General features: G+C 44.6%; 23 protein-coding genes. All 23 read right to left on the bottom strand.

Going from position 1 to position 24,879, the window contains the following annotated elements:
- Positions 1 to 24 precede the first annotated feature (24 nt).
- Positions 25 to 831 (bottom strand): alpha/beta fold hydrolase, encoded by an 807-nt coding sequence (locus WA407_RS13690; protein ID WP_336077577.1) that lies wholly within the window; start codon positions 829 to 831, stop codon positions 25 to 27.
- A gap of 86 nt (positions 832 to 917) precedes the next feature.
- Positions 918 to 1,268, bottom strand: coding sequence for a hypothetical protein (locus WA407_RS13685; protein ID WP_061829637.1), 351 nt, complete (start codon positions 1,266 to 1,268; stop codon positions 918 to 920).
- Between the two features lie 177 nt (positions 1,269 to 1,445).
- The gene (locus WA407_RS13680; protein WP_336077576.1) at positions 1,446 to 2,903 is read right to left on the bottom strand and encodes a glycoside hydrolase family 1 protein; all 1,458 of its coding nucleotides are present in this window, start codon (positions 2,901 to 2,903) and stop codon (positions 1,446 to 1,448) included.
- A 31-nt stretch (positions 2,904 to 2,934) separates the two neighbouring features.
- A complete protein-coding gene (locus tag WA407_RS13675; protein ID WP_235309082.1) occupies positions 2,935 to 4,848 on the bottom strand; it encodes a beta-glucoside-specific PTS transporter subunit IIABC in 1,914 nt (637 codons plus the stop codon).
- Between the two features lie 106 nt (positions 4,849 to 4,954).
- Positions 4,955 to 5,788 carry a BglG family transcription antiterminator LicT gene (licT, locus tag WA407_RS13670; RefSeq protein ID WP_336077575.1) on the bottom strand — a complete coding sequence of 278 codons (834 nt, stop codon included), beginning with the start codon at positions 5,786 to 5,788 and terminating at the stop codon, positions 4,955 to 4,957.
- 586 nt (positions 5,789 to 6,374) lie between these two features.
- Positions 6,375 to 7,391 (bottom strand): GTP 3',8-cyclase MoaA, encoded by a 1,017-nt coding sequence (gene moaA / locus WA407_RS13665; protein WP_336077574.1) that lies wholly within the window; start codon positions 7,389 to 7,391, stop codon positions 6,375 to 6,377.
- A gap of 37 nt (positions 7,392 to 7,428) precedes the next feature.
- Complete coding sequence (locus tag WA407_RS13660) at positions 7,429 to 7,662, bottom strand: MoaD/ThiS family protein (protein WP_069290094.1); 234 nt, start codon at positions 7,660 to 7,662, stop codon at positions 7,429 to 7,431.
- Positions 7,655 to 8,098: a molybdenum cofactor biosynthesis protein MoaE gene (locus WA407_RS13655; protein WP_336077573.1), complete on the bottom strand. Its 444-nt coding sequence runs from the start codon at positions 8,096 to 8,098 to the stop codon at positions 7,655 to 7,657. The genes WA407_RS13660 and WA407_RS13655 overlap by 8 nt, the downstream gene beginning before the upstream one ends.
- 85 nt (positions 8,099 to 8,183) lie before the next feature.
- Positions 8,184 to 9,203, bottom strand: a complete 1,020-nt coding sequence (locus WA407_RS13650; protein WP_336077572.1) for a ThiF family adenylyltransferase — start codon at positions 9,201 to 9,203, stop codon at positions 8,184 to 8,186.
- Positions 9,196 to 10,350 carry a nitrate/nitrite transporter gene (locus WA407_RS13645; RefSeq protein WP_013311332.1) on the bottom strand — a complete coding sequence of 385 codons (1,155 nt, stop codon included), beginning with the start codon at positions 10,348 to 10,350 and terminating at the stop codon, positions 9,196 to 9,198. Before WA407_RS13645 ends, WA407_RS13650 begins: the two co-directional genes overlap by 8 nt.
- A 165-nt stretch (positions 10,351 to 10,515) precedes the next feature.
- Positions 10,516 to 11,046 (bottom strand): hemerythrin domain-containing protein, encoded by a 531-nt coding sequence (locus WA407_RS13640; RefSeq protein ID WP_172828330.1) that lies wholly within the window; start codon positions 11,044 to 11,046, stop codon positions 10,516 to 10,518.
- 22 nt (positions 11,047 to 11,068) lie between these two features.
- Positions 11,069 to 11,716, bottom strand: coding sequence for a response regulator transcription factor (locus WA407_RS13635; protein ID WP_023989699.1), 648 nt, complete (start codon positions 11,714 to 11,716; stop codon positions 11,069 to 11,071).
- A gap of 7 nt (positions 11,717 to 11,723) precedes the next feature.
- Entirely contained in the window at positions 11,724 to 12,788 is a 1,065-nt protein-coding gene (locus WA407_RS13630) for a PAS domain-containing sensor histidine kinase (RefSeq protein ID WP_039274412.1), read from the bottom strand.
- Positions 12,789 to 13,241 carry a GAF domain-containing protein gene (locus tag WA407_RS13625; protein WP_029515512.1) on the bottom strand — a complete coding sequence of 151 codons (453 nt, stop codon included), beginning with the start codon at positions 13,239 to 13,241 and terminating at the stop codon, positions 12,789 to 12,791. It lies immediately after the preceding gene.
- A 45-nt stretch (positions 13,242 to 13,286) separates the two neighbouring features.
- Positions 13,287 to 13,970: a respiratory nitrate reductase subunit gamma gene (gene narI / locus WA407_RS13620; RefSeq protein ID WP_081330765.1), complete on the bottom strand. Its 684-nt coding sequence runs from the start codon at positions 13,968 to 13,970 to the stop codon at positions 13,287 to 13,289.
- A complete protein-coding gene (gene narJ / locus WA407_RS13615; RefSeq protein ID WP_039274409.1) occupies positions 13,970 to 14,536 on the bottom strand; it encodes a nitrate reductase molybdenum cofactor assembly chaperone in 567 nt (188 codons plus the stop codon). The genes narI and narJ overlap by 1 nt, the downstream gene beginning before the upstream one ends.
- Positions 14,529 to 16,106 carry a nitrate reductase subunit beta gene (gene narH, locus WA407_RS13610; protein WP_028542275.1) on the bottom strand — a complete coding sequence of 526 codons (1,578 nt, stop codon included), beginning with the start codon at positions 16,104 to 16,106 and terminating at the stop codon, positions 14,529 to 14,531. The genes narJ and narH overlap by 8 nt, the downstream gene beginning before the upstream one ends.
- Positions 16,096 to 19,770, bottom strand: a complete 3,675-nt coding sequence (locus tag WA407_RS13605; RefSeq protein ID WP_336077571.1) for a nitrate reductase subunit alpha — start codon at positions 19,768 to 19,770, stop codon at positions 16,096 to 16,098. The genes narH and WA407_RS13605 overlap by 11 nt, the downstream gene beginning before the upstream one ends.
- A gap of 197 nt (positions 19,771 to 19,967) precedes the next feature.
- Positions 19,968 to 20,645 carry a molybdate ABC transporter permease subunit gene (gene modB, locus WA407_RS13600; protein WP_028542273.1) on the bottom strand — a complete coding sequence of 226 codons (678 nt, stop codon included), beginning with the start codon at positions 20,643 to 20,645 and terminating at the stop codon, positions 19,968 to 19,970.
- Positions 20,642 to 21,493 (bottom strand): molybdate ABC transporter substrate-binding protein, encoded by an 852-nt coding sequence (modA, locus tag WA407_RS13595; protein ID WP_336077569.1) that lies wholly within the window; start codon positions 21,491 to 21,493, stop codon positions 20,642 to 20,644. Before modA ends, modB begins: the two co-directional genes overlap by 4 nt.
- A gap of 29 nt (positions 21,494 to 21,522) precedes the next feature.
- Positions 21,523 to 22,242, bottom strand: a complete 720-nt coding sequence (gene ric / locus WA407_RS13590; RefSeq protein ID WP_254328789.1) for an iron-sulfur cluster repair di-iron protein — start codon at positions 22,240 to 22,242, stop codon at positions 21,523 to 21,525.
- 109 nt (positions 22,243 to 22,351) lie between these two features.
- On the bottom strand, positions 22,352 to 23,773 hold the full coding sequence (gene hemG / locus WA407_RS13585) for a protoporphyrinogen oxidase (protein WP_336077568.1): 1,422 nt from the start codon (positions 23,771 to 23,773) through the stop codon (positions 22,352 to 22,354).
- Positions 23,763 to 24,872 (bottom strand): TIGR04053 family radical SAM/SPASM domain-containing protein, encoded by a 1,110-nt coding sequence (locus WA407_RS13580; RefSeq protein WP_336077567.1) that lies wholly within the window; start codon positions 24,870 to 24,872, stop codon positions 23,763 to 23,765. Before WA407_RS13580 ends, hemG begins: the two co-directional genes overlap by 11 nt.
- Between the last annotated feature and the right edge of the window lie 7 nt (positions 24,873 to 24,879).

Below are 24,879 nucleotides of genomic sequence, written 5' to 3'. Positions count from 1 at the left end.
TGCATGACTGCCTTTCATACGATATTACACACTGGCTAAATATTCATTGATTAAATCGCTCGTTTCTCCTGGTTGACTTAAATGAGGATAATGCCCCTTTGCCCTCATCTGTTGAAGCATGCTGTTTTTAAGATGACTATGTAAATAATCCCCTACCTCAATCGGAGCAATACTATCGTCTGAGCACTGGAGAATAAGTGTAGGAACCGAAGCATGCTGAAGATCGACACGGCAATCCGAAAAAAATGTAACCTCTGCGAATTGCCGTGCAATATGAGGATCTCTTGAGCAAAATGCCTTTTCCAATTCTTCGGTTAATTCCTGTCGTTCAGGATTCTGCATAACAATGGGTGCCAGGTAACTAGCCCAGCCAATAAAGTTCATTTGCATCATATCCAGTAATTCATCAATATCACTCTTATCGAAGCCTCCATAATAAGAAGGCAGGTCATTCACATAGCGTGGAGAAGGACCGAGCATGACAATGCGTTCAAAATATTGAGGGCTGCGGATGGAGGCGAGCATTCCGATCATACTGCTAACGGAGTGTCCGACAAATATGGTATTTCTTAAGTCTAACGCTTCCATAATATCCAGCACATCTTGGGCATACCCTTGCAAGTCACTGTATTTTTTCGAGTCATAATACTTTATTTGAGAATCTCCGGAACCTACGTAATCAAACAAGACGATTTGGTAGTTGTCGATAAAGCTAGGGACGATATAACGCCACATATCCTGGTCGCATCCAAAGCCGTGAGCAAACACAATTGTCTGGCTGCCTGTGCCTATTACTTTTACATTATTACGTCGGAGAATATCAACGGTCATTGTGAATCACCTCTCTGAGGTAGTATCTGTTCTATAGCTTCTCTTCCCTATTATATCGGAAAAGTTTCGATTATGGATAATGACTCTCATTCATAAATCCAGCGTTCAATGATCCCCTTTACTCTTTGCACATGTTGCTGTGATAAGGAACAAATAATAACCAATTCGTTTTTCCCATTCGTATCTAACCATTGGTGAACGTCATCCTCTTCATTAACCGTTTCATGAATGATTCTGATGGATTTATGACTTATTTCTGACTTAGCCGAAAAAATGGGGTTCATATCCATGATTTTCTGACCATTAGAAAAGGAGGTGTTGTAATAAGGAATCACCCAGTTCTCCTTATCCTGATCTTGTACTACATTAAGAAATACACGCACCCAATAATCCTCTAGTTCTGTGTAACTCTGTTCATTCAACCCATTCAAATTCATACATGTATCCACTCCAAGTTATTCATGCAAGTTTGTCTGCTCTGAAATTTCCTTAATGTAGCCGGCCACCTCACATTTAAGGTATTATTTTCGTTTCATAATGTAAATTCAAGCAGCGCGTACCGATTAAAATGGGCACGCGCTGACGGTATGACTTTTATGAAACAGGCACTAAAATTAATCCAGCTGCTCTCCATTGGTTTCGATCACATTCTTATACCAATAAAAGCTCTTCTTTCTGGATCTAGCAAGTGTCCCTTTGCCTTCATTATCCTTATCGACGTATATAAACCCATAACGCTTTTTCATTTCACCGGTTCCCGCACTTACTAGATCAATACATCCCCAAGGCGTATAACCTATTAAATGTACTCCATCCGCAATGGCTTCTTTCATTTGCTCAATGTGTTGCTTCAAATAATCAATTCGATAATCATCGTGAATGGAGCCGTCTTCTTCCACTGTATCTACGGCGCCAAGGCCATTTTCAACAACCATTAACGGGATTTCATATCGGTTATAAATGTTATTGAGGGACCATCTCAATCCCTGTGGATCGATCTGCCAATCCCAGGCACTTGCTTTCAAATGAGGATTCTTTAAGCCCATAGATAAGTTCCCTCCCACCTTCTCCTGGTTAGGATCGGCACTGACACAAGTAGAGGAATAATAGCTGAAGGTATAGAAATCTACGCAGCCTTCTTTTAAGATGTCCTCATCCTCTTCTTGCATTTTGATCTGAATGTTATGATCTCTAAAATAGCGTTTGGCAAATCCCGGATAAGCTCCTCTTACTTGAACATCTGAGCATAGGAAATTGCTTAAGTTATCCTTTTGTTGGGCCAGTAGAATATCATCAGGATGACATGTAAGTGGGTAGGAACACATATAAGCAATCATACAACCGATTTTAAAGTCCTTGTTGATTTCATGACCCAGCTTTACAGCCTTTGCACTGGCAATAAATTGATGATGCAACGCCTGATACAGAACCTGCTCATCCTTCACTGTAGCATGGGCAAGCTCTCCATTCCCCTCCGGCATCATAGCTCCAGCCATGAACGCGCCAAATGACAAGGTTAAAATATTGATTTCATTAAAAGTTAACCAGTATTTTACGACATCTTTGTATCTATTAAAAAGCACTTCACAATATCTCACATAAAAATCTACGACTCTGCGATCTGACCAGCCATTATATTTTTGGGTCAAATGAAACGGTGCTTCATAATGTGAGATCGTAACCAAAGGCTCAATGTTATACTTTTTCAATTCTGCGAATACACGATCATAGAACTGCAAGCCTTGCTCATTTGGCTCTGCATCATCTCCGTTAGGAAATATTCTTGACCACGCAATGGACATTCTAAAGACCTTGAATCCCATTTCCGCAAATAAGCGGATATCCTCTTGATAGCGGTGGAAAAATTCAATAGCTTCGTGACTCGGATAGTTCACCCCTTCTTCCAGTATAGGTGTAATTCTTCGGGAAGTCGTATGCGTTCCAGCCGTAATCACATCAGCAGTGCTTAAGCCTTTACCTTCTTCATTATATCCACCTTCAAATTGGTTGGCAGCCGTTGCACCTCCCCATAAAAATCCTTGTGGAAATTCCAATTTAGTTGTATTTTTCATTGTTTAATTCCTCCTCAACATTTAATTAAGATCAGACTACGACGGTCAATAAATCCTCTTGATACTCAATCGCCTTCTTCTCTGTTTCAATGACATCCAGGTAATTCGTAGTATTGGCAACGATAACAGGTGTGGTCAAAACATAACCAGCCTCTTTTATAGCTTCCATATCAAACTCCATAAGCAGCTGGCCTTTTTTAACAGCATCTCCCTGTTTTACTTTAGGATAAAAATGTTTGCCTTTTAATTTGACCGTATCTTTGCCTACATGGATGAGGACCTCAACACCGTGGTCACTTGTAATTCCAATCGCATGACCTGACGAAAATAATGATGTTAATACACCATCTACAGGTGAAACGACCTTACCTTCAGAAGGTTCAATGGCAATCCCTTTACCCAGAGCACCTGTCGAAAAGGCTTCATCTGTTACTTCAGATAAAGACTTCACTTCACCTTTTAATGGACTCATCACCGTCTCTTGTTTTACTAAAACTTCTCCTTTGGCTGCACCTGGTGTGCTGTCTTCCTTTTTTGCTTCTTTCACTTCATCATCTTTAAATCCGCCAAAGAACATAAGCAAGAAACCTAATACAAAGCTTACCAGGATACCGATAACAGCCCCATAAAATCCATTGTCTATTCCTGCCGGACTGATATAGCTCGGGATAGCGAAAATACCCAATCCACCAATGATGTAGCCTTTAGTTCCCATCATTCCTATAATACCGCCGCCTACTGCAGATGCTATACAGCTTAAAATAAATGGTTTCTTACGTGGTAATGTAATCCCGTAAATCGCTGGTTCTGTCACACCAAAAATCCCGGAGATGACAGCTGGAATGGAAAGTGATCTCAGTTTTACATTTTTGGTTTTAAACAAAATCGCCAGTACGACGCCTGTCTGAGCAAAGGAAGCCCCCAGCGTAGCCGCAAGAATCGGATCGAATTTAAGCACTGCTAAGTTGTTCATAGCGATAGGAACAAGTCCCCAGTGTAATCCAAAGATAACAAACACTTGCCAGAAAGCGCCCATGATTATGCCTTCAATAATTGGACTTAAGTTATACACAAAGAGGGTTGCTGCCCCAAGCAGTTGACCTGCCCAAGTCGAGAGAGGTCCAATCACAATCAATGCTAAGGGTACAATAACTAACAATGTGAAAAACGGAACCAAAAATGTTCTCACGACGCTAGGGATTACCTTTTTAAAGAAGTTTTCTATTTTTGAGCCTACATAGGTGGATATGATAATTGGAAGAACGGTTGACGCATAACTCATCAGAATGACCGGAATACCTAAGAAAGTGATATATACCGGTGACTCAAATATAGTCCCGCTAAATAGAGTGTATAGTGGTTTCCCCGAAGCTGTTATCGTGCTAAATGTCGGATATACAAGTGATGCACCTATAGCCATACCTATAAAAATGTTGGCATTGAACTTTTTAGCTGACGTATACCCCAGGAAAATAGGAAAGAAGTAGAACAAACAATCACCTAAAGCATTGAGAATTTGATAGGTACCCGATGTAGTGGCAAGCCAGCCCAAAGCTACAAATAAGGCAGTGAAGCCCTTAATCATACCCGTGGCACTTAAGACACCCAGCGTGGGTGTAAATACACCTGAAATGGTATCAATGAATCTATTGAACAAACTCATTTTTTCACCTGAGGCTTCTTCTGAATCTCCTGTCTGAAAACCGCCTACAGCAGTAACATCAGCATAAACCTCAGGTACATGGTTACCTATAACAACCTGGTATTGCCCGCCACTCTTTACCACAGTGACAACACCATCCATATTTTTCAAAACCTCTGTATTGGCTTTACTTTCATCTTTTAGTTTGAAGCGCAAGCGTGTAATACAATGAGTTAGACTATTCACATTTTCTTTGCCGCCGACATTTCTGATGATGTCTTTTGCTAATGTCTCATACTTCATTGTAACTTCCCCTTTATTTGTATTTATAAAAAAAGGCGAAACCAAATAGATCAAATTCGATCTAGGTTGGTTTCGCCTGCATTACCAGTAACAATCCAAGGGTTATTCAATTTTGTCTTTGGGTCACACGCTGAATATGAATCGTTATATACAGCTTCTCCTCATCTGACAATACCGTATCCAAGTATTTCTCAATCTTCAGCATGCACCCATAGGCCTTTTTGTACTTTGCTTTCACTTGCCTCCACAAAAAATCGTCTTCCAGTTCTACTTTTTCTTTTTTATTTAATCGCTGAAAGAAGAATCTTAAATGTGTAATAAATCGCTCATAACTGATCGAGTGTTCATCTATGGTGGTATTATAAGAGTATTTAATAATATTCAAGATGTCGTGTATTTTTTGAGTTTGCTGAGCAACGTCTGCTACCTTGTTGTAGGAGCCGTTTACTTGAGCGTTGATTAAATGAAGAGCAATATTACCTGCTTCATCTTCTGACAATCGTTTGTCTGTTTCTTCTTCAATAAACTCCAGTGCTTTTAAGCCAACCGCAAATTCTTTGGGATAAAATTTTTTAATCTCCCAAATTAACGGATTTGCATTTTTAAACCCTTCATCAAACATTTTAAATGCATTGTTCATGTGATCCGTAAGCGAAACATATATATAATCGCTCAATTGTGCTTCTAATATGCTTTTTCCATATTCAATGATGTCATAGCATAACGAAACATATTCTGATGGAACATCCTCTAACAATAACTTGAATTTCTCTGAAGCATCTTTATGTTTAAGCACAAAGACCTTTTCAATTAGATGCTCTTCTACTTGTTCGCCTGTACTCTTTTTGAATGCAATACCACGACCCATAACAACAAATTCATCTCTTTTTTGATCTTTGGCTATTATGGCGTTGTTATTAAATATCTTCGTTATGATCATCTAACTGCCCCCCTTATCCCATCAAATTTAAAAAAGGATTTAGATGCTGGGCGAAATTTCAGATAGGTCACAAGACGGTAATAGCCGATCAAATCTTCGTCGTAAATCAAATTCAAATGTATTGATTTACAACTTTATGTTATGAAAACGCATTCATAATAAGAGACAAAAGCCTTACGTTTTCCATCATTGATCTTGAGTGCTCCCAAACCGATCTGATATTCCGTTCTGAAAATGGATATAGTCGGTTAACCACTTCCCATGACATCATTTTTCGGATGTCGATTCGTTGGTCGACGTCATCATCTTTGTTGTTCAGCACTTGTAAGGCTTTATATCACTCACCTTTCTGCGTTATTGCTGGGCAGATATTCATATCATGCAGGATATCGTAAAGCTTGTATTCTAAAAAGAAAAGGCAAAACCCAACACATGGAAATCTAATTCCATGCCTCGGGTTTTGCCTTTTCAGTAACAATCCCAAAATCATAATAACATCGAATTTAAGTTTTGCCAACAAAAATGTTTGCGCTTTCTTTTCCGGAGCAACCACATCAAATACAGCACATTATTATGGTATAAAATGTCATCCACCAATGTAGGACATGTTAATCTTTTTTTTGTTGTTGGCTGTCTGCTCCGTACGTTCATCGGAATACCGATCTGTGCGTTGTTCCCATACTGAAGTAATCACATCGAGCAATTCCTGGTCATTCGCCCCGTTGCGAAGCATCTGGCGTAAATCAAATCCGCCTGAAGCAAACAAACATGTATAAAACTTGCCATCGCACGATAAGCGGGCACGTGTACAAGACGAACAAAACGATTCAGAAACCGAAGTAATAAAACCAATCTGTGCGTCGCTGTCTTTATAACGATAACGCTTTGCCACTTCTCCAAAGTAATCCCGATCCATCGGCTCCAGCTCGTACGCATTCTTAAGTCGTTCAACGATTTCTTTTTTGGTTAGTACCTTTTTGAAGCTCCATCCGTTGTCATTTCCTACATCCATAAACTCGATAAAGCGAAGGGTTATTCCCTGCTCCTTAAAATAAGCAGCCATCGGCAAAATCTCCGAGTCATTAACGCCTTTTTGAACTACCATATTGATCTTGATTTCAAAGCCAATTTCTCTTGCATATTCGATCTGCTTCAAAATAACATCAGGCTTAATCCCCCGGCCATTCAACCGTCCAAATAGCTCGGGGTCCAGAGCGTCCAGACTGACATTAAGCCGTCGTAGCCCCGCGTCATAGAGAGGCTTAGCCTGCTGTCCTAGCAGCACACCGTTGGTGGTCAAGCCGACATCTTCCACTCCGTCAATGGACAGGATTTGGGAGACCAGGTCGGATAGATTCCTGCGCATTAATGGTTCACCGCCCGTGAGTCGGATCTTTTTTACGCCCAGGGATACAAAGAGCTTCGTCAGCCGGTGAATCTCTTCAAACGACAGACATTCATTTTGGGGAAGAAAGGCGTAATCGTCACCGAAAATTTCTTTAGGCATGCAATAGGAACAGCGGAAATTGCAGCGGTCTGTAACCGATATACGCAGGTCACGACTGGGCCGCTGCAACTTGTCTTTCAGTGGATGAAAATTCATACGCCCCCTCCTTTCTAGTTGTTTAGCATCGTTATCATTAGCCGCCGCTGACTGGGGGAATGAAGGCTGCAATGTCTCCATCCTGTAATACATCCGTAGACAACGCATACTCTTCGTTTATCGCAATTCGTACAGACTGGATTGGCATATCTGGATATTGATCTGTTATCCAATTGGATAAATCGCCTACCGTTTGGCCCGCCAAATCTGCCAATTCTTCTGTTTTTCCCGTCACCTCACGGAGTCCCGCAAAGTAGTACAGCTTAATCATGACTGATCTCCCCCGGCTTTTTCTTTTGACCTCCGACCCACTGCGTTCCATCTTCCCAAATCTCTCGTTTCCAAATAGGAACTATTTCTTTAATTCGTTCGATCGCGTATTCATTTGCTTCATACGCATCCGAACGGTGAGGTGAAGAAACGGCAATGACAACGGCGATATCACCGATTTTAAGCTCGCCAATGCGGTGCGCGATTGCCACTCGCGTCCCTTCCCATTTCTGTTCGATTTCGCGACCAATCTCTGTGAGTTTTTTTTGGGCCATGGGGACATAGGCCTCATAAGCAAGGTATAAGGTCCGTACGCCTTGAGTCCATTCTCGTACGTGCCCTGTAAAAATAGTCACCGCTCCTGCTTCCGGCCTTAGGACATAATCCGCATAAGCCTGCGGGATAATGGGCTCCGTTACGATTTCAAATACACTCATCTTTTCCACCTTCCAGCCACCGGACAAGCCACTCTCCGGTGACAGACTCTTTTAAATGTTTCTGCTTTTTGTATCTACATCTCATTTAACCGAACAGCTGATGATATAGTTTTTGACCGTTGGCAACACTCCGTACACCGTGTATGAGAAGCCTTCCGTTTTTGAATAAAATCATTCGATGCTTAAAAGCATAAAATTCAACGAAATAAGGGGTTCTTTTTACACGATCTGCTATAAGCCTGCCCATTTTCTCTGCATCATCGAGCGTGATCGGACGTTGTGGGTCTGGAAGAACCTGGACCACGTTCCGTCCGCACAGAGCCGCATACGCCGAGCGACGTGATGCTGTCAGTGCAGGAAACGTAGGATGCTCTCCACAGGTTGGACAATCTTGGTTACGGATGCGGGAAATCCCTATGTCCATCTGCGTATTCTCCCATAGATCAAATAGATGAACCTTGCGGCGCATCTTATCACGTCTGTCGCTCAGCCACTTCATGGCTTCTGCACATTGGAGGGCAGCTGTCACCTGGACTGCGGGTGAGATGATTCCAGCCGTATCGCAGGTCTGATTGATCGCAGGCAACGATGGCAGAAGGCAGCGTAAACAAGCAGACTCTCCCGGCACGAATGGAAAAACAACGCCTGTGCTTCCAACACAGGCTCCGTAAATCCATGGAATTCCTATCTTCAGTGCAGCATCGTTGATCAGCAGACGAGTTTCGAAATTGTCCGTAGCATCCATCAGTAATATACTCTTGCTGGCAAGTTCTAGAACAAGCTCAGCATCTAAATTATCGAGATATGTGTGCAAGCGCACGTCTTCTCGTATGGCTTTCAGCCTTTTTTCGGCTGCCATAACCTTGGGCTGCATTTCCGCGGCGTCCTGCTCCGTGAACAGCTGCTGACGTTGCAGATTCGACATCTCTACGTAATCCCTGTCAACAAGATGAAGCTCCCCAACGCCCGCTCTTACCAGTGTTTCGGCGATGGCGGAACCCAGTGCCCCGCAACCGATAATGGTGACGACAGCAGCGGATAGATTACGCTGCCCTTCGCCACCAATGGGTCTAAATAAGATCTGTCTGGAATAACGTTCATTCATTAGATTGTGTCCCTTGATAATACAGCCATATGACGAGGATCAGGCTAGCCAGCGCCACTTGGGAGAGGAGCATGAATCCAATGGAATATTGGCCAGTAGCGGCATGAATCGTCGATAACAGGATCGGAGGGAAAAAGCCACCGAGACCGCCCATCATGGATACAATTCCGTTAACTATACCTGCTTGTTTATTAAAATAAAATGGAACTAGCTTGAAAATGACACCGTTCCCCACTCCAGCACTTACAGCGATCGCCAAGCAGCCTACTGTATACAGGGTAATCCCTGGTGAAAAAGCCAAAAGAATCGCAGCGACCGTATAAACTGTGAACGTGCCTACCAGCAGGAACAGGGGCTGAAACCGATCCGCCAGCCAGCCACCGATGGGACGGAAGAATGTGGCAATCGCAATAAAGCCTGCTGTACGCATCCCTGCATCCACTTTAGCCAGCTCAAAATTCGATACCAGGAAATTCGGCAAGTACACCGTGAACGCTACAAATGAGCCAAAAGTAATAAAATAAAAGAGCGAGAAAAACCAAAGCTTTTCATTTTTGTAAACCCCTTTGATCTGTTCCATAATAGGCGTCTTTACTTTAGCTTCATGACGATCCCCTAAGAAGAAATTCAAAACGATAAAAACAAGCAGCAGAATGAGATACAGCTTCACTGTAAGGGCCCAGCCAATTTGTGTAGCCACAATAGGGGCCGAGAAGGTAGTGACGGCTGTTCCCAAATTCCCTATACCATACATTCCATTTACAAACCCATGTTTTTCCTTTGGATAATACTTCGGTAGCGAAGTCACCCCAACCGAGAACACAGCTCCTCCAATCCCAAGGAACAAGCCACCGATAATTAAATCCGTCATCGTAGAAGCTTCACTAATGTAGTAGACGGGAAACAAAAGCAAAATAAAGCTAACGAGAAAAACGATTCTTGCTCCAACGATGTTGGCATAATAACCAAGCGGAATGCGCAGAATCGATCCAAGCACGACCGGAATCGCCGTAACCATGGCCAATTTTCCGGGTGGAATAGCAATATCCTCCGTAATGAACGGCATAAGAGAAGAAATGATAACCCATACCATGAATCCAAGAATCAAGTTCAATGTTTGTAGCGGCAACTGCATTTTTCTGATCATTTAACTCACCTTTTCAACGTTTTTTCTGTCGAATTATTGATTTGAATTTATGTCCCCATTGTAGCCGCTAGTTGATCTGTTCGAATATAGGGGACTCCCCTTTACCTGACAGGGGACTCCCTGAAAATATAAAAAGCCGCTTCTATAAGAAGCGACTTGGTCTTTTTAAGAGATAAGTGTATTTAATTTGTCACATAACTTGGTTAGATCATTCCGATTGATCTGTTGCTCTGCCATAGGAAAAAGTACAGTTTCTTCTTTTATAAAATGTACAGTCAGCACTTCAAAGGCCTCTCCCGCGTTCTTGGCTGCCTCCTGAATGTCATCAAGCGTGAGCAAACTCAAATCGCCCTCCGTCTGATGAAGAAAATGATCGATATAGCCCTCTATTTCACGGTGCTCCTCCTGTATACCGACGAGCGGTCCCTGCTCAAAACCAATGTAGGTTCCTAGCATAGAAAAGAAGTGTTCTTCTTCCTTTTCGGTATGTTTCTTGAGGGGTACCCTAAAGTCGATAATCTGCATTCTCAGTTTTTCCAGTTGCTTGCGGCCTTCTTCCAAATCTAGTATTCTGTGCTGCTCAAACCACAATACAATGGCATGCCATTCATCCATCAGATAGGTTAGATATCGATGCTCATTTTCAAGAATACGCATGGCAGGTTTGGAAAAGCGCAATTTCTCATTTTCCAGCACGCGGATTTCCTCCATTCATCGGCTAAAAATCCAGCATTTTTTTCTTTAATGCATATTGGACCAGTTCAGGCCGGCTTCTTAAATTCAATTTTTCCATGATCTTCGCTTTGTTCGCTTCCACCGTCTTGACAGAGATGAACAGCTTTTCCGCAACTTCCTTGTTACCGTAACCTTTTGCGACCAGAGGCAGAATCTCCAGTTCCCGCTTGGACAGGATCTCATAAGGATCTTCTGATTGTGACGTTGTATCTTTTTTGATGAACTCACGAACGAGAGAAGTAGCCATTTTAGGATGGATATAAGTCCCCCCCCCATGAATGGTTCGTATGGCAAGTAATAGCTCCTCATCTGGAGCATTTTTCAAAACATACCCTGAAGCACCATTCTTTAAAATATGAAAAAGATATTCTTCATCATCATGCATGGTCAGAATCAGAATTTTAGTATCAGGGTGGTCTTCTTTAATCTTGCCTGTGGCGATCAATCCACTCTCGCCTGGGGGCATGCTGAGGTCCATGATCAGAATATCTGGACGATATTTAGCTACCATTGTATACGCTTCAATGCCGTCTGCAGCCGTTCCAACAACCTCCATATCCGATTGGAAGTTCAAAATCATGGAAAATCCGCTCCGTACAATTGCATGGTCATCCGCTAACACAATTTTGATCACGTCTTTACTCCTCCTCATGTCCAATCGGAATTTTTAAAAATACTTTGGTTCCTTGACCAACATTTGAAAGAACGCCAAAACTTCCACCTACCAGTTCTGCTCTCTCCTGCATGCCATATAAACCAAGTCCCGTTCCAATAGGATTGCTCCCCTTTTCAAAGCCAACCCCATCGTCCTCTACAGTCAAACGAAGCGTATGATCGTGCTCAGACAAAGAAACTTTAACCATATCTACCTGGGCATACTTCAAGGCATTGAGAACAGCCTCCTGGCAGACACGGTAAATGACCGTTTCCTTTTCACTTCCATATCGCTTTTGGGGAAGATCCGACACAAATTCAACGACAAGACCAAAGCTTTGTTCAACCCTCTTAAAGTGGGAACGAAATGCCGCTTCAAGCCCAAAATCATCAAGTGTGGCGGGGCGTAGTTCCACAGACAGGTTGCGGATATCATCCAGCAATCGCGTCATGGATGCTTCAGTCTGCTTCATGTTTTTGATGAGCTGTTCATCATTCGTCATGTATTTTAACACCCGCAGCTCAACAACCGCACTCATCAATTCCTGGGCGACGCTGTCGTGCAGTTCCCTGGAAAGCCGTTTACGCTCATTTTCCTGCGCTTCAATGACATGCTTCATCATTTTGTTTTGATACAATTTTTCCTGCGTCTGAAATTGCGGAGTCAAGTCCCTCAACATCAACACCCTTGTTCCATGTTCAGAATCAATGGTGTGAAAAGAAGCGGCATAGGGGATCATTCCGTTGCTCTTTGTTTCCAGATAAACCTGAAAAGAAGCGAAATCCTTGGATTCTGGCATATTGAAATAACAATCAAGGCAGGTACGGGGCTCCGTTTCGCTTGTATAGCCCCTGCATGTTCCACACAAAGCTTTTTCCTTCCCTTCATAGAGTTGAATGAGGACGTCATCGCTCACAATCTCCTCCGCTGCCGGGTTCATAGCTAGGGTGTTCCCTTGCCCATCAAAAAAGAAAATGGCTTCTGTACTGTTCTCAAACAACTTCACCATTAGCGCATTCAAAGAGCCAGTCCCTACAGATAATGTCAATTACATCACTTCCTTCCCGTTCAACTCTCCAAATCCCCTATGCGCCAAAGCTTCCAAATCACGCATCATGGCTGCGGTCATCAGCAGTTCTTCCCGAAATCCACCAAGCAGTACGCCCGCGACGCGAGCATCATTCCATAGGGGAACAGCCCCGAGACTCTTGAGCTTCTCGGATTGAACGATCGGGTAGTTAAACAGGTTGTCTGCCCCCACATATTGATGAACAGATGGAATGAAAACGGATTTCCCAGTTTTGAACACGACTCCTGCTATGCCCTTTCCGGATTGCAGTACAATTCGCTTAAAGCGATCATTTAAATTACCGGCTGCATTTTTCCATTTAATTACGTATTGATATTCGGCCGGTTCAACCAGAGCAAGCGCCATGAAATCATAACCGAAATGTTCGCGTATTCGCTCAAGCTCCCTTTGATAATCCATCCTATTATTCATCGCTCTCTCCTAATAGAATTAGGAAAGAAGGCAGAGCCCGCTTTCCTAATTCGATTTATGTCTTCTGTAAAGGATATAACTTCTGCGCACATAATTCAACGGAACACTCCACACATGTACAAGCCGGGTAAACGGCCAGAATGCAAAAATCGCAAAGGCCATAAGGATATGAAGCTTGAAGGACATCGGTACGTCTCTCATCAGTGTCGGGTCGACACGGAATATGAATAAACCGCGGAACCAGATTGAGATCGTCTCTCGATAATCGAATTCTGGCTGTACCGCATTCGTTACGAGAGTCGCAAACATCCCCATGCATACAATGGCCAAAAGCAATACGTTTACGATCAAATCAGACGCTGTACTTAAACGGCGCACATTGCGTATTGTAAAACGGCGAGAGGTGAGAATCAACATACCGAGGAACGTCATGGCTCCGAATATACCACCAATATAAACTGCCCCAATATGATACAGATGATCATTTACACCCAGTGCATGCATCCAGGTTTTCGGTATGCCCAGACCGGACACATGCCCCATAATAACCGGGATGATACCCAAGTGGAACAAGAGGCTTCCGATCATCAATTGTTTTTTTTCAATAAACTCACTTGATTTCGCTGTCCAATTGAACTGGTCGTTTCTGTAGCGGAAAATATGGCCTACAATAAAGACGACCACGCACATATAAGGGAAAATGACCCATAAAAACTGCTCTAGCATCATCATTGCGCGGCCGCCTCCTGTTCTACGCAAGCTTTAAGCGTTTCGCGCAGTCCCTTCACCAGATGAAAATAAGGGCTTTCCATTTTTTCCAGCGCTTTAAGCAAATGATATGTGCCGTCTTCCAGGATCGCGATTGGCATGCGGAAGTTTTCTGTCGTCTTCGGATCTTGCGCCCATTCGGCGGCATACAGAAATTCACACATGAGCGGAAGGTAATCTGGCAGCTCTCCATCTGGCATTTCAAGACCGTACATCTCATATAGCACCTTTAACTTGACCAACATTTGTCCCCGTTCTTTTGCATCTTCGAATTTAAAGTAAGTCATATATAGTGCACAATTCTTTTGAAAATCAAAGGTTTCCGTATACATTTCCTGAATCTCTTCCATACTGAACTCTTGCATAAGGGACCAGTAGGTGTTCGCATACGTATATGCCGGATGGTTCGGATCAAACGATGCTTCCAGAAAAGCTGGATGAAAATCCAGCTTTTCCGGGTACATGAGTTGCTGAGCGAAAAACCCGAATGATGGCTTGCATTCATACAACTTCGCTACATTAATCACGCCAAATACCCCCGTAGAAGTTTTCTTCATACATTTCTTTGCCCGTTTTCAAAGGCTCTTCCATCCCCATCGAACTTGCCATACTACAGCCGTCACATCCAGAGCCAGAACCCATGTTTCCCATGGTATCGCCGTAACCAGCAGATCCTTGAGCCCGGTATGGATTCGAATATCCTTCTTTATGTGATGTCGGAATGACGAAACGATCCTCATACTTGGCAATCGCCAGAAGTCGATACATCTGCTCAGTCTGCCGCGGTGTCATGCCGATGCGCTCAAGACGGCTTTCATCGAAAGATTGTCCTGTGGATTGGGCACGCATATAGGAGCGCATCATAGCCATTCGCTGCAAGGATTCCTTCACAGTTTGCGTGTCGCCCGCTGTCAGCATATTGGCAAGGTACTGAATAGGGGTGCGCATCTCTTCGATAGCCGGAAAGATCATATCGGGATTCTCAATTGAGTCTTTCCCTTCAAAGTAATTCATGATCGGACTGAGTGGTGGCACATACCAGACCATAGGTAATGTGCGGTATTCCGGATGAAGCGGGAATGCCAGCTTGTGCTCAATAGCAAGCTTGTAGACCGGCGAGTTCTGCGCTGCTTCAATCCAGTCCTCCGAGATACCGTCTTTTCTCGCTTGAGCAATCACTGCCGGATCACTTGGATCCATGAACAGGTCGCATTGCGCTTTATAAAGCTCTTTCTCATCCTGCGTAGAAGCGGCCTCAAGCACTCGATCCGCGTCATACAGCATAACGCCGAGGTAGCGAATTCGTCCTGTACATGTCTCGGAGCAGACTGTCGGCAGACCAGCTTCCACACGTGGGAAACAGAAGGTACATTTTTCCGCTTTGTTCGTCTGCCAGTTAAAGTACACTTTTTTGTATGGGCAGCCCGTCATGCAATACCGCCATCCACGGCAGGCTTCCTGATCCACTAGCACGATTCCGTCCTCGTCCCGCTTGTACATGGCGCCCGAAGGACATGACGCGACACAGCTTGGATTTAGGCAATGTTCGCAAAGCCGTGGGAGATAAACCATGAAAGACTTCTCAAAGTTAAATTTAATCTCTTCTTCGATTTTCTGAATATTTGGATCAAGCGGACCCGTTACATGCGCCCCCGCCAGATCATCTTCCCAGTTTGGACCCCATTCCAAATCCATTTTTTCACCCGTTACCGCAGAATGCGCGCGTGCCACAGGTGAATGCTTCTGTTCGCCAGCGTTGGTCAGTTGCTCGTAATTATAAGTCCAGGGCTCATAATAATCCTTCATTTCCGGCATGTCTGGATTGTAAAAAATCTTACCCAGTGCTATCTTGGACAGCTTGTTGCCTGACTTCAGTTCCAGTTTCCCTTTGCGGAGCTGCCAGCCCCCTTTATATAATTCCTGATCTTCCCAGCGCTTCGGATAACCGATACCCGGTTTGGTTTCCACATTGTTAAACCACATATATTCCGCACCTTTGCGGTTCGTCCAGGTTGTTTTACAGGTCACGCTGCACGTATGACAGCCAATACACTTATCCAGGTTCATGACCATGGCAATTTGAGCTTTAATCTTCAAGCCAGTTAACCTCCTTCATTTTACGTACCGCAACGTACACATCACGCTGGTTGCCGATCGGACCATAATAGTTGAATCCATAACTAAGCTGAGCATATCCACCGACCATCTGGGTTGGTTTGAGATGGATTCTTGTAGGTGCGTTATGACTACCGCCGCGTGTATCCGTGATTTCGGAGCCTGGCACTTGAATGTGCTTATCCTGAGCATGGTACATGAACATCGTTCCTCTTGGCATCCGGTGGCTGACAACGGTCCGGGCGGTTACGACGCCGTTACGGTTGTATACCTCTACCCAGTCATTGTCGGCAAGATCGTGTGCCTCTGCGTCTTCGTTGTTGATCCACACCGTAGGACCTCCGCGAAACAGTGTAAGCATGTGCTGGTTATCCTGGTAGGTGGAGTGAATATTCCATTTACCGTGCGGTGTCAGATAACGGAGCACGAGTGAATCTTGCCCGCCTTTTATTTCCCGATCGCGAGGGCCGAACACCATTGGCGGCAGCGTCGGTTTGTAGATCGGCAATGATTCCCCAAATTGTTGGAAAATCTCATGATCAATATAGAAATGCTGTCTTCCCGTCAAAGTACGAAACGGAACGAGACGTTCAATATTCGTTGTAAATGGTGAATAGCGGCGTCCCTTCTTATTCGATCCAGTGAATACTGGTGTCGGTATAACTTCCCGTGGCTGCGCCGTGATACTTTGGAAAGTGATCCTTTCCGCTGCCCGATCGGCCGAGATATCTTTGAGTTCCACACCGTGAAGCTCTTCTGCCTGCTCATAAGCCTTTTGCGACACCCGTCCATTAGTCGCGGATGAAAGGTGAAGAATTGCATTGGCTACTTGGCGAGCTGTCTGGATTTTGGGCAGCCCGTCTTTAATGGATTCATCGTAATAAACTCCGTTCAACTTTTTCATTTCCTCATATTCGTCCGCTACGGAGAAGCTGACGCCATGCGCACCTGCTTTCCCACTAGTCAAATTCGGACCGAGTGAGATAAATTTATCGTGAATTTTAGTATAATCGCGTTCGATGATGCTGAAATTCGGCATGGTTTTACCCGGAGTCGCTTCAATCTCGCCCTTCGTCCAATCCTTTACAAGACCCATCGGCTGTGAAATTTCGCCTATACTATCGTGTGCGAGCGGCGCAGTCACAAGGTCTTTATATATGCCTGGCAGGTACTCTTTTGCCATATCCGAAAAGACTTCGGAAAGCTGGCGGTAAATATCCCAGTCCGCGCGGGATTCCCACAGTGGATTAACAGCCGGATTAAACGGATGCACGAAAGGATGCATGTCTGTTGACGACAAGTCTGTTTTTTCGTACCAGGTTGCCGCAGGAAGCACGATGTCCGCGTACAATGGAGTTGTTGTCATCCGGAAATCAAGTGCAACCATCAAATCAAGCTTTCCTTCTACATCTTCTCTCCAGACGATTTCCTCAGGTTTCTGTTCTTCATTCGGTCGGGCAAGCAGGGCATCAGATGCTCCGAGTAAATGTTTCATGAAATACTCTTGTCCCTTCGCCGAACTGGAAATCAGATTTGACCGCCAAACAAAGAGTGAACGCGGGAAGTTCTCGGCTGCCCCAGGATCTTCTACAGCGAAGCGTGTCTTACGTGATTTAATCTCTTCCACAGAATGATTGATGATGTCCTCGTTGGACTTCTTGCCTAATTGTGCAGCCTCTTCGGCGAACAGCAGACTGTTTTTATTAAACTGTGGATAAGAAGGCAGCCAACCCAGACGTGCTGCGAGCACGTTGTAGTCTGCTGGATGTCTGTAACTGACATCCCCGCCAATCGGTGACTTCAAGGTATCTGTTCCACTTTCTTCGTAACGCCACTGCTCTGTTGCAAAGTAGAAAAATGATGTAGCATTTTGCTGCCGAGCCGCCCCTTGCCAGTCTTTTGCAAAAGCAATCGTTGACCAGCCTTCGATTGGGCGGAGCTTTTCTTGACCCACATAATGCGCCCAGCCTCCACCGTTTACACCTTGGGAAGCAGTCAACACGACAAGATTCAAGATGGACCGATAGATCGTGTCACTATTGAACCAGTGGTTGATACCCGCACCCATAATAATCATGGAGCGACCTTTAGTATCGATAGCATTTTGGGCAAATTCCCGAGCAATCTGTACCACAACAGACGCCTTCACACCTGTGATCTTCTCCTGCCAGGCAGGGGTATAATGCGAAGCTTCGTCGTAATAATTTTTGGCGTTATTAGGGCTGTCATTGCGTGCGACACCATACTGGCTCATCATCAAATCGTACACAGTTGCTACGTAACGCTCCGAGCCATCTGCCAAGCGTACTTTTTTGGCCGGAATTACACGTTTGAACGTTCCATTACCGGCGTTATCAAAGTAAGGGAATACGATTTCTTCCCATTGCTCGCCATGACCTTCCACAGTGAGCGCGGGCTCAACCTTTGTTCCATCTTCCCGTTCCAGAATCAGGTTCCATTTCTTATCCTGCTCCCAGCGCTGTCCCATCGTACCGTTCGGGACCAGCATTTCCCCCGCCGCTTCGTCATATATGACTGGCTTCCAGTCCGCATGCGGCGAAGCATCCCCCAGGTCACTCGCCCGTAGAAAACGTCCACCTTTCCAGGCTCCCTCGTGTGGATCAAGCAGAATCATAAACGGCATATCCGTATATTGTTTGGCATAGTTAATGAACATCGGTTCTTGGCGCTCTTTGTAAAACTCATCCAAAATAACATGCGTCATAGCCTGGGCTACGGCAGCATCTGTACCCGGATTTGGGGCAAGCCAGTTGTCAGCGAACTTCACATTCTCCGCCAAGTCGGGAGCCACTGATACGACTTTTGTTCCCTTATATCGTACTTCCGTCATAAAATGAGCGTCTGGCGTCCGGGTAAGCGGTACGTTCGATCCCCACATAATCAGGTAACCCGCATTGTACCAATCAGAAGATTCCGGTACATCCGTCTGCTCCCCCCAAATTTGAGGAGATGAAGGAGGAAGATCGGCATACCAGTCATAAAAACTCAACATCTGCCCCCCCAGTAGCGAAATGAATCGGGCTCCCGAAGCGTAGCTTATCATTGACATCGCCGGGATTGGCGTAAAGCCCGCAATCCGGTCAGGACCGTATTTACGAATGGTATAGATAAGTTGTGCCGAGATCAGACGCAGGACATCGTCCCAAGTGACACGGACATGACCGCCTTTTCCGCGAGCTGATTTGTAGAGCTTGGCTTTCTCTGGATCTTCCACAATGCTTGCCCATGCTTCCACCGGATTGGCATGCTCCTGGATGGCCGCCTGCCAAAGCCGCAACAGCTTACCGCGCATATAAGGATATTTCACGCGTAATGGACTGTATTCATACCAGGAAAATGTAGCCCCACGCGGGCATCCCCGCGGTTCAAATTCTGGCATATCTACACCGCAGGAAGGATAATCGATCTGTTGATTTTCCCAGGTAATGATGCCGTTTTTGACAAAAACCTTCCAACTACAGGAACCGGTGCAGTTCACACCGTGAGTCGTCCGAACCACTTTGTCGTGAGACCAACGCTGACGATATACGTTTTCCCATTCTCTATTTTTTTCCTCAAGGATTGACCAATTTCCCGAATAGCTTTCGATCGGTTTAAAAAAGTTGAGGTTGTATTTCTTTTTCATCGATGACCAACACTCCTTTTTAGAAAGAATCATCCCAACGCAAGTTCCAAGGGAAGACTCATTCGCTTACTCTCATTATGTAATTCATTCATCTCTGTTCCCATTAGGGAATGTCCTATAGCGCTACAGGAAATCCCTCGTTCTATGGAAAGATACAAAAAAGCCTCCCCTGCTAAAGGGAAGCTTGTATGAAGTAATTAATTGTTCTTTTGACCCGTTAACAGGAGCATGATAAAAGAAATGAGTATGATAGAGCATGTCCACGCCCACGCCATAGGAAGATGACCAGCATCCACTGCAATATAAATGGCCGTCGGAATCGTTTGTGTTTTACCCGGAATATTTCCGGCAATCATCAGCGTAGCACCAAATTCGCCCAGGCCGCGGGCAAAACCGAGTATGAAGGCAGCTTTAAAAGAAGGGAAAATTAAAGGGAAGGTGATGTATCGAAAAACCTGCCATTCACTTGCGCCCATCGAACGTCCCGCGTTTTCCAAGTCACGGTCAACAGAAGACAATCCCATTCTCAGCGTCCGATAGACTAGAGGAAAAGCTACTACCACCGCTGCTATAACCCCTGCCCACCACGAGAATATAATAGGCTCGCCAAACCATTGCTCCACAAACCGTCCGAACCCGCTTTTTCGTCCAAGTAATATGAGCAGTAAAAAACCAACAACCGTCGGTGGGAGTACCAAGGGCAGCATAAGCACGGTTTCAACAACCGTTTTCCCTTTAAATAATCCCAACCGCGACATTGACCATGCCACAAGCAAGCCTAATATGATTACGAGAACGCTGGATAACAGTGCAACCTGCAACGATAATCGGATAGGAGGCCAATATTCATTCCAGTCTATATCTTGCATGCTCACTTCGGTATGGTAAATCCATACTTATCCATAATATTCAGAGATTCTTGCGATTGTAAGTATGCATAAAAGTCTTCGGCTTCTTGAATGTGCTTTGTAGCTTTGACAATCCCGATTGGATACTCAACAGGTGAATAGGTTTTGGGATTCACCTCAAAGGCGATTTTTGCCTTTTGTGAAGTCAATGCATCTGTTTTATATACAAATCCGACATCTGCATTCCCAGTTTCCACATATTGCAGCACTTGTCTAACGTCTTTCGCTTGAACCAGCTTGCTCTGTAACGTGTCCCAAAGCTTCGCTTTCGTCAGCGCTTCCTGTGCGTAGTTACCCGCTGGAACACTTTCAGGAATTCCGATTGCAACTTTCTTCACTTCTTTTTTTGTTAAATCGGTTACACTCGCGATGTTCATCGTCCCGTCTGCAGGGATAACCACGACCAATTCGTTCGTCAGCCACGTTTTTTGTTTTTTCGTATCTATTAACTGCTGATCAACAAGGGACTTCATGTTTTTGGTCGAAGCGGACAAAAACAAATCCGACGGCGCTCCTTGCTCAATTTGTTTTTCCAACGCACCAGAGCCGCCGAAGTTAAAATTCAATTTGATGTCTGTATGGGTTGATTCGTATGAATGCTGAATTTCTTTGAGCGCATCCGTTAAACTTGCTGCTGCGGATATGGTAAGCTCAATAGTTTCAGCCGTTTTCGAAGATGTCTGGCTGGAAGATCCGTTCTGATCCGCACTGCCAACATTTGAATCTAGTTGCTGTTTCGTACCGCATCCTGATAATAATAAAATGATGGAAATAACCAAAACGAAAACAGTGCTACTTTTAATTAATTTATGCATTTGGTTCGGCTCCTCATGTTAGTTCATCATCAATTAATCGGTTTCGCTATTAGCTGTGCCTGTCTCGTACGTTCGATCAGTGTACAATTTTCAAGAAGAATATGATTAAAAATATCTGCTTCCAGGTCTTCTAACCGCTTCAATACGAGTCGGTGCGTACCACAAGCTTCCTGCATCGGCTCAAAGCCGTTTGTGATCAAGCGCATTTCTTTCAGGAATTCCACCACCGTTTGATGCTCGTCTTGCAACTTGGACAAAATTAGATTCAACTCATCTGCTCGTTCCACTGTTGATTCTTGTAAAAATGCTTCAATCATCGGAAATACAAGGTCCTCCTCATTTTGAATATGTTCCGATAATTCCTGTTTAAGCAAGGTGAACAGTTCATTAACTCGCTTGAGATGCGGATAACGTTCACCGTGAACCCGCGTTAGTTTGGTTACATACGGCGTTAAGGCCGATAGTTCTTCCCGAAGCTTCGTATGATACTCATTTTGAATATAGGCGATTAGTTCTTTTGGTTCGAGTGAAGGAGGTTGCATTTGCTTATGCTGTGCCTGCTTTTCTTCCACTTCATGTATCTGCGTCAGCAGTTCACCAGCGTGGAGGCCTCGATCGGCTGCTGCTTCACGGAGCGATATTTTCCCTCCACAGCAGAAATCAATCCTCAGTTTGCGGAACAGATCTCCCGTTTTGGGTACTGCTTTCACAATGTCCGCCACCCATGTTTCTTCCGTTAACTGGCTCATCTTCCATTCCTCCATCTTATTTCGATTTTATGCTTAACTTTCATTCTACGTCTCCCTTAAAGCTGAACCAATCAGGGGGTTCCCTCTTTCACTAGTGGAAAGAGCCTGATTATAAAAAATCAGAAAGCAACTGTTCAGCCGCTTCTTTCCCTTGAGCGATGCAATCTGGAATTCCAACGCCCCCATAGCCGGCACCGCATAGAAAAACACCCGGTAAATACTGTGCGAAGTCCTGTCTCATCTTCGCCATATGCTCTTTGTGTCCAATCGGATATTGCGGCATCGATCGATCACACCTACTGACTTCAACGAATTCCGGTTCCGCTTCCAGGCCCATTAAATCTTTCAAATCTTTGCGCGCGGCATCCACAAGTTGATCGTCTGTCATCTGAATCCAATCCTGTGCGCCTGCATGTCCGATGTAGGTCCGTAAAAGCGTATATCCTTCAGGAGCAGTATGGCTCCACTTCGTCGAAGACCAAGTACATGCCGTAATCTTTTTGCCTTCTTTGCGGGGGACTAGAAATCCCGTTCCCTCAAAAGCAAAATTAAGATCTGTGTTTTTATAAGCAAGAGCAATATTGGCTACGGAAACATAGTGAATCTTGTGTAACCAGCTAGCACTTGCAACGCCGGAAAATAATGTAGCCGCTTCAAAAGCTGGAACAGCGCAGATCACCGCATCCGCATCTATTTTTTGTCCGTGTTCTAAAATGACCTGATAACCGCTTTCCTTCCTTACTTCAACTACACCTTGCCCCATAACAAAACGTACGGTATCCAGCCTTTCCTTTAGCCGCTCCACGATCGTAGATAATCCTAGCCGATAAGAAAGAAACATACTTTTCTTAGCGATATCCGGCAGTTTGTCTTGTACTGCTGGCTTTTTTCCCGCCCCTTTAGACATACCCTTAATCAAACTTCCATGCTTTTGTTCCATTAGTTTAAATTGAGGGAAAGTTGACATAAGGCTCAGAGAATGAGTATCCCCAGCGTAAATTCCAGACAGCAGAGGTTCTGTAATCTGGTCCAGAACTTCTTTGCCGAGACGCCGTTTGATAAAATCACCTAGTGATTCGTCCGCATCACCTTTCTTCGCCGGAATGATTAAATCCAGGGCTGCCCGTGCTTTTCCCAGTGGAGAAATAAGTCCTGTCCGAATGAAAGGAGTCAGCTTTGTTGGGATGCCCAGAATGAAGCCCATCGGCATCGTATGAAGTTTGCCCTTATGCAAAATACAAGCAGATTTGGCTTTCGGGTTTGTCGATACCAACTCTGCTTCCAGCCCCAACTCCATGGTCAGATCCAATATTGCCGTCTTTCTGGCCAAGAAAGCATCCGGTCCTTTTTCGATCATAAAATCGTTTTGGCGAACGGTTTGCAGCTTTCCTCCCAGACGTTCACTTTTCTCCACCAGTGTAATCTCCACTTCAAGCTGCCGATCCTCAGCCAGCTTTTTCACATAAAAGGCAGCACTTAAACCACTTATTCCTCCACCGAGAATAACGACTTTTTTAGAACTATTTTTCATGAAAACACTTTTCCTCTCCAACCCCGGGTATATAAGCGCAATAAGGGTCACTCTCCAAATAGTCTCCTGTTATTGCAAAAGCCCTTGCTCTGGAGCCCCCACAGATGGCCTTGAATTCACAGACTCCACATTTACCTTTAAGTAGGGACTTATCTCTAAGATTCATCATGATCGGAGAGTTGCGATAAATATCTGCCAGGCTATCGTTTCGTACATTCCCGCACATAAGAGGCAGAAAACCGCTCGGGTATACTTCGCCGATATGACTAATAAAAACAAATCCATCTCCATCATTTACGCCTTTAGGAGCACGTCCTAAAATATCTGTCCTCTTTTGTCCGTCTGCTACACTGCTCTCACCTGCATTGTGCTTTTGCTGCAGTACGACCCTCCGGTAGTGGGGAGCTTCTGTAGCCTTCACACCGTACGGCATCTGTTGCTGTATTTGATACAACCATTTCATTACGGCTTCATGCTCATCAGGAGTAATCATATCTTTCTCCATGCCACGTCCGGTTGGAACAAGGAAAAATAAACTCCATAACACGGCCTGCATTTCCTTTACCCTTTCTGCAATTTGCTCCAGATCATGGAGGTTATACCGGGACACCGTAGTGTTCACTTGAATAGGGATATTCAGTTCCTTTAAATAACCAATTCCTCGCATGGTTGTATCGTAAGAACCCACCGTACCCCGAAAATGATCGTGAATGTCTGCACATGAACCGTCCAGACTAAACGCCCACCGCGATAACCCAACTTGCTTTGCTTTTTCTACCGCTGCTCGTGTCACTTTAGGTGTGGCACTGGGGGTCATCGAAACCGACAGATTTTTCTCTTCAATTGCATATCGAGCCAGTTCAAACAGATCAGGACGCATCAAAGGATCTCCGCCTGTGAACACAACCAACGGATGATTCATTTCAGCGATTTGATCTATCAGCTTCTTACCTTCTTCTAGTGTCAGCTGGCGAGGATCCGGTTTGTACTGAGCTTCCGCTCTACAGTGAAGACACTTTAAAGCACAAGCTCGGGTAACCTCCCAGATGACTATAAACGGATCAGTATGATAATCACGCGGCGTTTTCAAAGGTATCATTGATGTC

The organism is Paenibacillus sp. 203, assembly GCF_037027525.1.
Taxonomy (GTDB): Bacteria; Bacillota; Bacilli; order Paenibacillales; family Paenibacillaceae; genus Paenibacillus; species Paenibacillus polymyxa_B.
Note: the sequence above shows the minus strand (reverse complement) of the source record. Positions and strands in the feature narration are given on the sequence as shown.